Source organism: Emticicia fontis, from assembly GCF_054779675.1.
On the sequence record NZ_BAAGXU010000037.1, the window covers coordinates 168,518 to 181,318 of the forward strand.

At 36.4% G+C, this 12,801-nt stretch carries 12 protein-coding genes and 2 tRNA genes; 4 read left to right on the top strand and 10 right to left on the bottom strand.

The annotated features are described in order from the left end of the window. Nucleotides 1–37 precede the first annotated feature (37 nt). The 4 genes from ACYVFA_RS16520 to ACYVFA_RS16535 all read right to left on the bottom strand — a co-directional run bounded on the left by ACYVFA_RS16520 (nucleotide 38) and on the right by ACYVFA_RS16535 (nucleotide 2,723). Nucleotides 38–337: a helix-turn-helix transcriptional regulator gene (locus tag ACYVFA_RS16520; protein ID WP_460472952.1), complete on the bottom strand. Its 300-nt coding sequence runs from the start codon at nucleotides 335–337 to the stop codon at nucleotides 38–40. Nucleotides 338–349: 12 nt separating this feature from the next. Then, the gene (locus tag ACYVFA_RS16525) at nucleotides 350–628 is read right to left on the bottom strand and encodes a type II toxin-antitoxin system RelE/ParE family toxin (RefSeq protein WP_460472953.1); all 279 of its coding nucleotides are present in this window, start codon (nucleotides 626–628) and stop codon (nucleotides 350–352) included. 249 nt (nucleotides 629–877) lie between these two features. Then, nucleotides 878–1,345 (bottom strand): hypothetical protein, encoded by a 468-nt coding sequence (locus tag ACYVFA_RS16530; protein ID WP_460472954.1) that lies wholly within the window; start codon nucleotides 1,343–1,345, stop codon nucleotides 878–880. Between the two features lie 46 nt (nucleotides 1,346–1,391). Beyond that, nucleotides 1,392–2,723: a radical SAM protein gene (locus ACYVFA_RS16535; RefSeq protein ID WP_460472955.1), complete on the bottom strand. Its 1,332-nt coding sequence runs from the start codon at nucleotides 2,721–2,723 to the stop codon at nucleotides 1,392–1,394. 289 nt (nucleotides 2,724–3,012) lie between these two features. On the opposite strand from ACYVFA_RS16535, the gene ACYVFA_RS16540 reads away from it, so the two are divergent. Further along, nucleotides 3,013–3,405: a helix-turn-helix domain-containing protein gene (locus tag ACYVFA_RS16540; RefSeq protein WP_460472956.1), complete on the top strand. Its 393-nt coding sequence runs from the start codon at nucleotides 3,013–3,015 to the stop codon at nucleotides 3,403–3,405. A gap of 68 nt (nucleotides 3,406–3,473) precedes the next feature. Here the strand turns inward: ACYVFA_RS16540 and ACYVFA_RS16545 are convergent, their stop codons facing one another. From ACYVFA_RS16545 to ACYVFA_RS16560, 4 genes are all read right to left on the bottom strand, one after another. Continuing rightward, nucleotides 3,474–4,892: a DEAD/DEAH box helicase family protein gene (locus tag ACYVFA_RS16545; protein WP_460472957.1), complete on the bottom strand. Its 1,419-nt coding sequence runs from the start codon at nucleotides 4,890–4,892 to the stop codon at nucleotides 3,474–3,476. Further along, nucleotides 4,885–6,609: an ATP-dependent nuclease gene (locus ACYVFA_RS16550; RefSeq protein ID WP_460472958.1), complete on the bottom strand. Its 1,725-nt coding sequence runs from the start codon at nucleotides 6,607–6,609 to the stop codon at nucleotides 4,885–4,887. The genes ACYVFA_RS16545 and ACYVFA_RS16550 overlap by 8 nt, the downstream gene beginning before the upstream one ends. A 438-nt stretch (nucleotides 6,610–7,047) precedes the next feature. Further along, nucleotides 7,048–7,133: transfer RNA gene (locus tag ACYVFA_RS16555), tRNA-Leu, on the bottom strand. 55 nt (nucleotides 7,134–7,188) lie between these two features. After that, a tRNA-Gly gene (locus ACYVFA_RS16560) sits at nucleotides 7,189–7,261 on the bottom strand. 266 nt (nucleotides 7,262–7,527) lie between these two features. Here ACYVFA_RS16560 and hisIE point away from each other — a divergent pair. Both hisIE and ACYVFA_RS16570 read left to right on the top strand, forming a co-directional pair. Beyond that, nucleotides 7,528–8,148, top strand: coding sequence for a bifunctional phosphoribosyl-AMP cyclohydrolase/phosphoribosyl-ATP diphosphatase HisIE (gene hisIE, locus ACYVFA_RS16565; RefSeq protein WP_460473546.1), 621 nt, complete (start codon nucleotides 7,528–7,530; stop codon nucleotides 8,146–8,148). 18 nt (nucleotides 8,149–8,166) lie between these two features. After that, on the top strand, nucleotides 8,167–8,559 hold the full coding sequence (locus ACYVFA_RS16570) for a phage holin family protein (protein WP_460472959.1): 393 nt from the start codon (nucleotides 8,167–8,169) through the stop codon (nucleotides 8,557–8,559). A 62-nt stretch (nucleotides 8,560–8,621) separates the two neighbouring features. Here the strand turns inward: ACYVFA_RS16570 and ACYVFA_RS16575 are convergent, their stop codons facing one another. Beyond that, nucleotides 8,622–9,089 carry a thioredoxin domain-containing protein gene (locus ACYVFA_RS16575; protein ID WP_460472960.1) on the bottom strand — a complete coding sequence of 156 codons (468 nt, stop codon included), beginning with the start codon at nucleotides 9,087–9,089 and terminating at the stop codon, nucleotides 8,622–8,624. A 75-nt stretch (nucleotides 9,090–9,164) separates the two neighbouring features. Next, nucleotides 9,165–11,630 (bottom strand): glycoside hydrolase family 9 protein, encoded by a 2,466-nt coding sequence (locus tag ACYVFA_RS16580; RefSeq protein ID WP_460472961.1) that lies wholly within the window; start codon nucleotides 11,628–11,630, stop codon nucleotides 9,165–9,167. Between the two features lie 67 nt (nucleotides 11,631–11,697). Here ACYVFA_RS16580 and ACYVFA_RS16585 point away from each other — a divergent pair, with 67 nt between their 5' ends. Then, nucleotides 11,698–12,759 carry a c-type cytochrome gene (locus ACYVFA_RS16585; protein WP_460472962.1) on the top strand — a complete coding sequence of 354 codons (1,062 nt, stop codon included), beginning with the start codon at nucleotides 11,698–11,700 and terminating at the stop codon, nucleotides 12,757–12,759. Nucleotides 12,760–12,801: the final 42 nt, after the last annotated feature.

A 12,801-nucleotide genomic window follows, 5' to 3' on the forward strand; every position in this document is an offset into this window, starting at 1 on the left:
TACAAATTTAAAAAACTCAATTGGGTTATACTATTACTCATGTAGCTGGTAACAAAAAATGCTGTATAGCCTGACGGTTTACCTTCCGTTCAGCATGCCATACTTCATAGTTTTTCTGCAAATTTACCCAAAATTGGGTAGTATTGCCAAATGCTTCTGATAACTTAACCGCCATTTCAGGGCTTATCCCTGCCCGCTGGTTAAGAATAGCCGACAGATTAGCACGGGCAACACCTAAACCTTTAGCTACCTCGGTAATAGTTAAGCCTCTCTCATTTATATAATCTTCCCGTAAGATTTCCCCAGGATGAACTGGTGGTAAGTTCCGTTTTAACATGGTTTCCTCCTTTTAGTGATAATCAATATAATCAACGTCTAAAATATCGCCCTCTTCAAACCTGAAAATGATGCGAAAATTAGGCGTTACTTTTACAGACCAAAATTCAGACAAATCGCCTGATAACTTATGTATGCCTTGCCCCATCTGCTGAATATCATCTACTGACGAAATAGCATCTAACTGGTCAAGAATGCGGTTGATTTTTCGCAAAAACGGGGCTGGCAGTTTCGAGCCATTTCCCGTTTCATAATAAAGCAACAAGCCTTTATGCCTGATAGATTGAATCATAGTACAATTGTAACATGTAATGTTACACATTACAACAAAAAAGTAAGATATTTTTAGTTGGAGAAAAATCAAATATCTAAAGGAGCATATATTGGGTGATTTACTGGAAATTAACTATTTTCAAGTTATTTTTTGCTTATAATCCTGGTTGGTGAAAACTTTTGCTGATTACTGCTTTTCTCAACTATAGGCTCCGTTCTTCTACTAAAATTTGGAAGACAAACCGTAAATTATTTTATTTGTTTTTATCTAGCTCATGTGTCTAGAAAACCAATTCAGATTTCTTTCATGGCTGAATTTATTGCCGTAAATATCCCGATAAATTACCTTCAATAATATCGGAGTAAGTTGCTTTCGGATGTCCTCTTTCGCATAATTGGATAGACCTTCAATATTCTTCTCAAAAACGATAAAATTCAAATTAGATGCTACTACCTTTTTCACAGTATTCGTAATTTCTACATGCCAGTACATTTTTGGATCTAGGGTTAGGCAATCTTTAATTGCGGTAAATTGTGTGCCATTCTTTGTGAAAATGAGTTTATCAATAATTAGAGGGCCAACCCCGTTATTTTGGATGTAAATGCCTATTTGTGTTTTACTATCAATTACATCAATCTGTCCTAATGGCTTGATTGATTTCTCGTTATGGACACGTTGAATGTATAAAGCGCAAATGGAAACTAAAAGAGCCAGAACAGAAAGAAAGATTTCCAAGAAACACCTGCCGCTTTAGCAATAGAAGAGATATGATTAGCTATATTTAGACTTCTATCATCTTATAATCCTGGAGCAATTTCAACCGCTCCCTTGCTTGAAGCTCATAAATTAATGGAATAAATTTATGATAAATAGAACATTGAGGGTCTTTCCCATTAATCCGATAAACAGGACAACCACTCGTACAAATCGACTTATATTTGCATAAAGAACAATCGGCCGATTTCATGTCTTCATAATGGCTACCTCGTTCTAGCATATCCACCATGTCCAAGTCTTCATCAAAAATGGAAAAAGTATGTTGTAAAGGGTCGCCAAAATGAACATGACAGTAGTTGAATGAACCATCAATATAGATAGCACCGCCAGAAAAGCCAGAAGCACAAGTCTGAAAGCCTAATTCATTAGGTTTGAGGTCACAGAATTGATGCCGATTGGAAAACGACCATCCGACCTGTACAGCGTCTCCCATGAGTACGTAAGCCTCTGTCAGGTATCGTTCAAGTAACTCAGCATTAACAGCCTCTCCTTTGACGATGGAGTATCGGAAGGGTATATCCAAATCAATTAAATAACGTGTCAGGCCAGGCAAGCCTTCCAGATTATGATTATTAACCACTGTGTTGACAGAAACAGGAATATTATTAGCTAATAACTTGCGAATATTACCATCAATCAGGTTGAAGGAACCTAAACCGTTGCGGAACTTGCGTGTTGCATCGTTATATTGGTTTAATCCATCCAAAGAGACCCCGAAGCGAATGTCGTGTGCTTTAGAGAAAGTTATTATATCCTCATTTAGTACTGTCAAGTTCGTAATAAATGATATAACGAAGTCACAATCCAAAGTTTTTAGTCTGGCCTTCGCCTCTACAATAAATGACTTCCAAGTTTTGAATTGGATTAATGGTTCTCCACCTGCTAACCTTAACTTGATATTTGTTATTTTTCTTCGGATTACTGTTTCAACCAGTTTATTAAGTAATTGGGTTTGAGTGGCAGAGAGCATGCCTTCGGTTGCATTCAAAGTCGAGATATAACAGTAACCGCATGTCAAATTACATTGGTTGGTTATATGAACCCAAAAATTTAATGATTTTGGTGAAGTAGGTTTTTGAGGACTAGTAAAGTGATTGTCAAATCGAATAATTTCTGTTTCAGCAAGGAGTTTGAAAAATCTTTCCAATACATCAGATTGAATACCAAGCTTATTTGAAAGCGAAGATATGCTGCTTTGATTGTCAACAGCAGTAAGTATAGCCTTTTGTGCCTTGTTCAGAATCCTTAATGAACTTGGAAAGGCACAGTTAACAGCGTAATAATATTTTTCATCAATTGGTTTGACCAACAGATGAGGCGATTTGATTGGTATCACGATCATCTTGGGTTGAAGTGGATGTATAACCTGCGCAATCGCAATCGTTATTTGACGACAAATTCTTTATATTACTTTTGCCGATAATAGTTTTTAGGATTGATAAATCATCAAATTGAATATCAGTTTCAAATATATTATTCATTGCTGACACAAGGATTTTTTGCCAAAAATTAAAGTAGAAAAGATTCTTTATAGACTGCAAGTTAAAGCATTTCATTTTTATTACTTTTGTTAATGACTTCACATTTTGTGAAGCGAAACTTCATATTTTATTACGAACATGACAATGACTACTGGCGATAAAATTAGGGGTATTCGATTACTGAAGGGATATTCTCAGGAAAACTTAGCAGAAATGTTAAAAATATCCCTTAGAGCTTATGGTGATATAGAAAGGGGAAAGACTGATATTTCAGATTCTCGATTACAACAAATTGCAGAACAGTTAGAAGTATCTGCCTTAGATATTCTGAGTTTTGGTGAGAGAGTCAATAATTTTTTTGACCAATGCAATGGTGCTATAGGAGTCAATCATGGAGTTCAAAATCATAATTATGATACAACTGTGCAGCAACTTGAGATTGAAAGACTTAAATTAGAAGTTGAGAAACTAAAATTAGAAAAAGATAAAATGGAATTAGAGTTACGATACTTTAAAGATAAAAACAGTATTAATTAAAGATATTAATTAATGTCTAATTTCAAAACTTATATAATATCAATTTTGAAATTATATAAGTTCTAATATCATTTTTTGCCTATTATTGGTTCTTTCGAACAAACAATTATACTTTTTGATCCTCTAGTTAGAGCAACATATAAATTTTTAAAATTTAATACATCGGCATTCAGAATAATTACAACCTCTGACTCTAATCCCTTTAGCAATAGCGTACTTCCAACTGCTTTTTTAGGCAACGATCTTCCAAAAAATCTATTATTCTCTCTAATTCGAATTACTGAGTCAGAAAATGTTAAATCGGCATGACTAGAACTTAGAGCATTTATGCAGTATCTATAAATTTCTGGTCGATAAATTCTGCAACCTTCCGTTTTTCGCAGCTCAACAAATAATTCATATAGGTTAGCAAAGGAGGGAGTTTTTAAAAATTTAAGAGCAGCGATCTCAGGGTTATTTGCTTCAACTCTTGCTTTTCCGGATTTAAGTGTTTCTATCCTAGATAGAAATTTCTTTACCTCGATTTTTGTCATGATAGATTGAGCAAATTCTAATATTTTAACTAATGCATTACTAGAGTTTAACTTTAGGTTTGATGCAAAAACTACCAGATCGGAAAGGTTTACACTTTCAACAGTGCTTGCTCCAAAAATATCCCTTGCAAATTCCTGTTGAGATTTTGGAAATCGGCTATCTCCAATTATAAGAATATTACCTTCCTCACTTGGGTTAATATTACATGCCTTAAGTAATTTGTCTCTGTCTGTTGGAAGATTATCCAGTCTTATCCATGTTATATTCTCAGGTACCTTCCTTAGATCTATACCCTTATTGTTTTTTAAATCTTCTCGAATACCAAGTAGCCATTCCCCTAACGGTGCTGTGCCAGAATTAATCCATCTCCATGGTTTTTTTAATTCATATTCTAATGGGAAATGCTCTAAAACATGCTTTACCCAATCCGCTAATGGATCCTCTCCTGGCCCAAAATCAAATATAGCTTGCAGTTCATCACCAAGTAAAATAGTTGGCATTGAAAAACTGATACGATAAATGATTCCAAGTTGGTACTTTGAACAGTCTTGACATTCATCAACAATTAATTTTGAATAATTTGCACCTAAAATATCATAAAAATGCCCTTCTTTTAACATTGAATGGGCAGATCTTCGAATTAGAGTATAGTTCGGTTTTTCTTTTTTAAGCTCATTTAAATCAAGTTTGGAAGTCTTTGGAAATGTAGTTATGAGTTTTATCGCCCATCCGTCTATTGTTGCGATTCTATACTTTTTATTACATACACCGGCTTTATTCATTCTGTTTCTTAATGCTGCAACACCTGCATTAGTATGAGTCAAAATAAGGATTGGTTTTTTTTCATCATATTTGCTAAGTGTATCAGTAATAAATTGAGTCTTACCGCATCCTGCTGGTGCAACAATTAATCCTCTTTTTATATGGGAGATATTTAATTCAGAATCAGCCATTTTTTGCCCAATTAATAAGATTATCAATGACATTCGATAATGATGGCTCTGACTCTTTTAAATTAGGTCCAATGATTACTAATCCTACATTTACCATCATACTAATTGATTTATACCAGCTTTTTTTGCTATTTTTATTTCTTGACGATTTACTAAGCAACTTTCTAGTTTCTTCTGAAAGTTTTCCTGTTTGAGAGTATTCTTTGCGTACTTTTTCTAAATCTAATTTATTCCCTGAAGTAGATTTTATATTTTCATTTATAGTGGATTCTTCAAATTTCTCTATTGCGAGATCTATTATTTCTATAACATCTTTAGGTTGCAACCCAAGAAATAACTCATCTTCTAAACAGTTTCCATCTCTCCAAGTAATTATGGTCCCGTTATTTCCCTTAAATTCTTCTTCTTTTTCCTCATCAATCTTAACATCACAATCTCTAAATAAAGCAACTTTATATCCTAAAGATTGAAGGGCTAAAGCCCTTTTAAGAGCAGAATCCCCTCCACCATCAATTAGAGTTGTTCCGTAGGATAAAATAGATTCTTCATTGGTTTGATAATAATAGGCATCAACTCCCTTAATCAACCCAACTTCACTTGCGCCCTCACAAACCAAAATTTTAGGTGAAAGTAGTGCCTCTGCGTATATTCTAATAGTACCCTGAATTAAATCTTCATTGCCTGCCTTTATTATTGTATGCGAGGATTTAGTTCGTCGTGTAATCATGAGTTCATTACCTGATAATTCGCGTACAACAACAGGAGAGTGTGTTGTAATAAAAACTTGAATGTTGGAATTTTCCTTAGGTCTAAGGGTTTTTAGTAACATTAAGATTCTATGTGGTTCAAGGCCATATTCAAGTTCATCAATTAGAATAATTGATGAACTTTTAGAAATCATCCTTTGCAATTTTGTAATTAGCATTCGGATAGAACCAAGTCCTAATTTATTTAGTGGTATGTTATTTTCATCATGTAGGGAAATAGTCCCGTTATTTAATGAGAGTGAATTTGAATCAATTTGAGCTTGTACGCTGCTCCCTATACTTATCCCTAATTCGTTTGCGATTGAATTAACAATTGACAAGGTATTTTCAAGCTGTTCGTTTGCTTGACTACCAAATTTCTCCCTAAGTTCTCTGGATATATCTGTTAATGCAGTTGAAGTGTCAATTTTATCTTCAGATAGCTTATGAAGTATTGAGCCTCTTTTCCAACCAAGATGATTGTCAGTATAAACACCTAATCTTGCTGGCGAGATGTCTAGTCTGTCTTTCCAATTCAAATTTCTACTTTGGTCAAGTTCTATCGCTCTCTTGGAAATTAACGACCATTGCGGCTCAAGGTCTGATTCAATAACTAATCGTAATGTGAGAACAGTTTCTACTCCTTTGCCCGGTTCATCAATTATCTTTTTCTGAGACGCATCATACCCTCTTAAATATAAACCATATAAATCCAATTCCATTAAATTATCTTCAAGCAAGCCTAAAGTAATTGTTATTTGAATTGGCTCGTGGATATTTGAATTATAGAAATCAGTATCTGAAATAATCAGATTTCTTTTTGCGCCTATGCAGTAATCAATTGCATCAAGAATAGTTGATTTTCCTGTATCACCAGGACCAATTAAACAATTTATGCCCATTTGAGGAAACCATCTTAATTCTTTTATACATCTGAAGTTTTTAATGGAAAGGATTCTAATTACAGCCATTGATATTCTAGTAGGTTGGATAATGAGGCTAAAGTTAGAAAAATAATTTAGTTTATTTATTTCTTGGAATTATAATTTGAAGAAAATGTGAAGCTATACTTGAAATAAATTAAAGTCTTTGAATTAATGGATTAATAGAGAAGGATTTGGAGTGTTGAACTTTCTCAAATCAGTGAGGACTCTTTCATGTTGCAATAACTTATCTTGTCGATAAAAAATGGATATAGTTTAGCATTATAAGTTGTTATAATAAAAGAGAGATATATTAAATGTGACCGGAGAAGCTTCATATCTTAAAACAAGGATAAAGAGAAATAGGAATTTTAAGGCCGAAATTCTATCTAAAATTGTTGTACCTATGTTGTACCAATATAAAATAAACAAAAAAGCGAGTTACACAATTTCTGCATAACTCGCTGATTATCAACTAATTAGAGGTACCGGGGACGGGAATCGAACCCGTACGAGCGTTTCGGCTCACAGGATTTTAAGTCCTGCGTGTCTACCAGTTCCACCACCCCGGCGGATGGTGCATTTTTGAAAAAAAAAGCACCTTTTGAAGGGTGCTGAACTTTTCAGAGCGGAAGACGAGTCTCGAACTCGCGACCTTAACCTTGGCAAGGTTACGCTCTACCAACTGAGCTACTTCCGCTTGTCCTATTCATTTGGTGTTGAATGGGACTGCAAAGGTAGCAGGAGTTTTTATATATGTCAAGCCCTAACCGAAAAAAAATCAATATTTTTTTTGCGTATTTGTATAAGTGATTGATTATAAGTTTTTTGGCAGATAATATTTTTTTGATTTTTTTTCATGAATGAAACGAATTCTAGAAACAATGATGTTTGTATGCAATTTTTCAGGTTTTTATAGTTAATAGTTTTTGAACATCTGTACTTTTGTGGAAAATTACGGATGGAATAGATATGAAAATTGATTTTGAAAAATCACCTGACGGGCTCGTACCTGCCATTATACAGGATTATCAGACTGGCAAAGTATTAATGCTAGGCTATATGAATGCCGAAGCCTACGAAAAAACCCAACAGGAAAATATTGTAACGTTTTTCAGCAGAAGTAAGCAAAGACTCTGGACCAAAGGAGAGACTTCAAATAATTTTTTGCACGTAAAAGAAATTCTTATCGATTGCGACGGAGACACGATTCTGATTCATGCTTCACCTGATGGCCCTACTTGCCATACAGGAGCTGATACCTGCTTTAACGAGGTCAATAGCGCTGATTATAAAAAGATTTTGTTTGTCAATCATCTGCGTGAGGTAATCAAGGGTAGAAAACAAAACCCTACGGATGAGTCGTATACTAGCCATTTGTTCAGAAAAGGCATCAATAAAGTAGCACAAAAAGTAGGTGAGGAGGCAGTAGAACTGGTGATAGAGGCTAAAGATGATAATAAAGAATTATTTTTAGGCGAGGCTGCTGATTTATTCTACCATTATTTAGTACTTTTAGAACAGAAAAACTACGAGTTCGATGAAGTACTCGATGTTTTGATCAAAAGGCATACCCCTCGCCCGTAAAGGCTGCCCCAGGAGGGAATGCCAGTGCTAACTCTAAACCTGATCTCCTGTGGGGAAGGAGGACTTTTTACTATGCTCAATTATATCATTCGTTTGATATGCTGCGGTGCCGCAGTATATTTTATGCCTGCTATTTTAAGTAAAATCTATGTTGATACTTTTACAACCGCAGTGATTGTAGCCTTTGTAATGAGTATCCTTAATACTTTCGTTAAACCCATCCTTCAACTACTCTCTTTGCCGATTACTATCTTGACTCTAGGATTCTTCTACCTGGTTGTAAACGTATTCGTTGTTTACATCTGTGCCTATTTAGTACCGGGCTTCCGTGTAGATGGGTTCTTGCAACCTTTGATTTTCGGATTTATCGTTTCCATTGTCAATGGTATCGTAGGTGGTTTTCAGGACTAAAAATAAAATCCCCCTCTTGCCTATGCAAAAGGGGGATACTATATCAAAAAGTACAGTAGTATTTATAAACTCTCCAAAGTACTTTTAATTGCTACAAAATCAGGTACCTCACTCGCTTTCTCCAAAACTTCTGCATAACGGATAATCCCCTCTTTATCGAGTACAAATGCCGAGCGTTTAGATACTCCACGCATACCATAAGCAAAAGTTTCATAGAGTGAATCAAAAGCCTGAGAAACCTCTTTATTGAAATCTGATAGCAAGATGAAAGGTAGTTTTTGGTCTTCTTTAAATTTGGCCAAAGTATAAAGCGAATCTACCGAAATGCCAACTACATCAGTATTCAATCTAGAATACGTAGCTATATCGTCGCGTATCTGGCAAAGTTCTGCCGTACATACACTCGTAAATGCCAGTGGGAAGAATAATACCACTAAATTTTTACCTCTATAATCAGAAAGGTTTACTTCCTTTTTATCACTATCATATAATTTGAAATCCGGTGCATGGTCGCCAACTTGTAAAGCCATAATCAAAGAGTTTTAGGTGTATATAATGAATTCAGAACAGTCTAAATACTGAAACAGTTCTTAATAAAATTAATATTATAAGCGCTCAAATTTATAACCTTTCTTTTTCAATACTTTAATCAATTCACCTAATCTATTATAAAACTTCTCTTTCCTTCGTGGGTCAGTGCCTAGGTGCAGGAGTAATACAAAGCCATTCAGTTTATCTTTGGCATTGGCTTCGTATTTCAGAATATCGTTCATAATAGTTTGATTGCTGGCATATCTTGCCCCCATTTCAGGGTAAGTATAATCACGGTTAGAACCTGTTCCGGAAGTGAAATTAATCAATTGTAAACCTGATGCTTTTGTCCATTCAGCTATAGCCTCATTATACCATTCATAAGGCGGCATAAAATATGGTGCTTTATCTTTGCTAATTCCAAATTCTGCCATTGCTTCATAATTGGCTTTCAAATCGTTTTCAAATTCTTCTCGGCTTACCAATAAAGAATCACGCTTAGTCCAGTCATTATATAGCAGATGTTTGTCTGAATGTCCACCTAAATAATGCCCATCGGCTTGTAGGTTTTTAATTAATGATTTGGTTTCAGGATTTCTGTAAAAGTCTCCTGTGAAGAAGAAAGAAGCCTTTATGGCATTTTTCTTAAGTGTATTTCTAATCGTCTGTCCGCCTTCATATGTATCATGCCCGGTAAAAGCCAGACGAATAACTTTTTGTTGCGGATTGAAACGGGTAATAGCTCCTTTAGTCATGTTTAATTTCGGAGCATTAGGGTTTGCAGCAACAGCCGTTTCTAAAGTCGAAAAATAATAAGTCAAAGAAGCTGTGCCATCCATGGTAGGTTCATTCGTGGAATAATCTCCAAAATCATCATGATACACGGCCATAGTCGATTGGAAATCGGCATATTCGTCAGGAAACCGAAGATTGACATATTTCAGACCCGAGAAAATAGAATTTCTTACAGGACCATCAACCAAACCCCCATCAATTTTATAATTATACTTAATACTCAAAGAAGAATGCGGGTCTTCCGGTGAATCTCCTGTCAATGGCAAACCCACAATCATGGTTGTTCCCCACGGATTACAGCCAAATAACCAATCCCGCAAGGCGGCTTCCATGTCTTCAAAGCCTTGTCCACCTATTTTTCTGTAGAGATTAATTTGCGTAAGTGTGGCAGTTACCAGATTATTAGAACACCAGATAAACGGAATCCCATTCAGAAAAGGATTCTTTTTCCCTCTGTCCAGTATCGCCTGTAAGCCTTTCTCATAATAGTTTTTATAGGTCTGCTTATCTGCAGACTGATTGGCCACCTGATAATGCCCCGCGTTCATAAACGGATACCATTGGTAATGTCGGGCAGTGTCATTAACCATCCAAGGTGTAATAGTTTCTTCTTTGCTGAAATCTACTGCATCTTTTAGATAAGCTTTGTCGGCGGTGAGTTTGGCTAATTCTGCCCCAGCCAGTTCCATATCATCCGTCCAGTTATCTTCTTCATAGAAATAAGGTGCTTTGCATGGCGCTGTCTGACAAGCGCCCGGATTTTTCTTTCCCCAATCATAAGCCTCAATCGCCTTAGTTTTCAGGTTACTGGCATAATCAGGATAATATTTCTGTAAGATTTTTGAGCCTAGCGCAAAGGTTGAAGCATATTTTCCGGCCGTAGAGGCGATACCTGTCGCCCTGCTTTTATACTGAAAAGCGCCTTGTGGCTTGCCTGTGCAAAAGTAAACAGGTCGCATTTTGCCTTTACCATAATTGGCTACGTCCTGCGTAGGCAATCGTAATCCTGAGTGGTCACGGTCATCGGCAATCTGGTTATACATTTCTCCATACGCCGGATTCATCCGTAAAAGCCAGTCAATGCCCCATTTGACTTCATCCAGAATATCTGGTATGCCATTAGCACCATCCTGCCCGTTGGCATTATAGGCATCTTTAAAGGCCGCAGGGTTATGCTGATATGCTAATAACATCTGGTAGATAGCATTGGCAGTGGTAGTAGTATATTGCAGATAATCAGAGGCATCGTGCCAGCCACCTACAACATTGATATGTGTTGAATCTTTCTTGGCATCAGGATGATAGACGATAAAACCATCCTGGGTATGACAGGAGTCTTTCAGAAAAGGATTATACCCACACCTTTGCTGACGCATATATTTCAGCAGGAAATCGGCCGTTCCGGCATATACATCATTCGCTATTCTGAATTTAACAGATTCAGCTTTGGGCAGATAGATATAATAAGCTCCGACTTTCTGAAAAGCTGAGAAATCCAGTCGATAAGAAGCCAAGAAATTGCCAAATGCGCCTTGGGATTGTACTTTATTAGAAGTAAAAACAGTCTTGTCTGTCAAGGCGTCTCTGATTTCAAAAGAATGGATGGGCGTATTTTCTTTCGATAATAGAACTGCCACTTTGATGCTCTTGGGTAAATATCCTAATTGATTGACTCTGATATATTGTTGTGCAAAGCCAATACAAGGGATAAGCAGTGTGAAGATGATTGTTTTGAGAAATTTCATTATTTGGTGTTGAAATTGATTAAAGGAAATTGTGTACTTTGCATAAAGAAAACAAACCCTATAGCGAATGTCTTCATCAGAACAAAAGCCAACAGACAAAACTATTGAAACAATCCTTGGAAGTCTGAAATGGATTGTCCTGATAGTTTCAATACTGGCTTTTCTGATTCTTGGACTATTGCTCATAAGCTTTTTCCCCGGTTCTGAATCTACTTCAAATTTATCTGCAAATGAGAATAAATTTATTAAAATTGATACAAATTTTGTAAGCCTCTGGACAGCCCCCTCTGACTGGCGAATGGATAGACTAACAAAAGAAGAAAAGGAAAAGATACTATATGGCCGCAACCTGATTGCGCATACTGCCCAATACCTTGGTCCAAACGGAAGTGTCAGACAAATATCGAATGGCATGAACTGCCAGAACTGTCATTTGCAGGCAGGTACACAACCCTGGGGAAACAATTACTTTGCTGTGTATTCTACTTACCCAAGATTCCGGGCAAGGTCGGGTTCAAAAGAAAGTATCGTAAAGCGCGTAAATGATTGTCTGGAAAGAAGCCTGAATGGCAAAGCATTAGATTCGACAAGCTATGAAATGCAGTCGATAAAGTCTTATATCAAATGGCTGGGTACTGATGTGCCGAAAAAGGTATCTCCTAAAGGAACAGGTATTTTTAAAGTAAAATATCTGGCTAGAGCCGCAGACCCAGAGAAAGGGAGGCTAGTTTACGAGAAAAACTGCCAATCCTGTCATCAATCCGGTGGACAAGGAATTCTGGCAGCAGATGGCAAAACTTATACCTATCCGCCATTGTGGGGTGAGCATAGTTATAATTCGGGCGCAGGTTTATTCCGATTATCGATGTTTGCCGGATATGTGAAATATAATATGCCGCTGGGCACAACCTACGAAAAACCTAAGCTAAGTGATGAAGAGGCCTGGGATGTAGCAGCATTTGTCAATTCAATGCCTCGCCCGGCAAAAGATTTAAGCGCCGACTGGCCTGATATAGCTAAAAAGCCAATAGATCATCCTTTTGGCCCTTACAGTGATTCATTCAGCGAACAACAGCATAAATACGGCCCATTCAAACCAATTAAGGAGTGGTATGAGAAAGGGAAGTAAACACAAGTCAGAACAAATTAAACCAAATTAAACCAAATACAG

What these genes read in the sequence shown, in the direction of transcription:
- ACYVFA_RS16580 (WP_460472961.1), bottom strand. Translation starts at nt 11,630, where the DNA reads ATGAAATTTCTCAAAACAATCATCTTCACACTGCTTATCCCTTGTATT.
- ACYVFA_RS16545 (WP_460472957.1), bottom strand. Translation starts at nt 4,892, where the DNA reads ATGGCTGATTCTGAATTAAATATCTCCCATATAAAAAGAGGATTAATT.
- ACYVFA_RS16575 (WP_460472960.1), bottom strand. Translation starts at nt 9,089, where the DNA reads ATGGCTTTACAAGTTGGCGACCATGCACCGGATTTCAAATTATATGAT.
- ACYVFA_RS16570 (WP_460472959.1), top strand. Translation starts at nt 8,167, where the DNA reads ATGCCAGTGCTAACTCTAAACCTGATCTCCTGTGGGGAAGGAGGACTT.
- ACYVFA_RS16540 (WP_460472956.1), top strand. Translation starts at nt 3,013, where the DNA reads ATGACTACTGGCGATAAAATTAGGGGTATTCGATTACTGAAGGGATAT.
- ACYVFA_RS16525 (WP_460472953.1), bottom strand. Translation starts at nt 628, where the DNA reads ATGATTCAATCTATCAGGCATAAAGGCTTGTTGCTTTATTATGAAACG.
- ACYVFA_RS16585 (WP_460472962.1), top strand. Translation starts at nt 11,698, where the DNA reads ATGTCTTCATCAGAACAAAAGCCAACAGACAAAACTATTGAAACAATC.
- ACYVFA_RS16550 (WP_460472958.1), bottom strand. Translation starts at nt 6,609, where the DNA reads ATGGCTGTAATTAGAATCCTTTCCATTAAAAACTTCAGATGTATAAAA.
- ACYVFA_RS16520 (WP_460472952.1), bottom strand. Translation starts at nt 337, where the DNA reads ATGTTAAAACGGAACTTACCACCAGTTCATCCTGGGGAAATCTTACGG.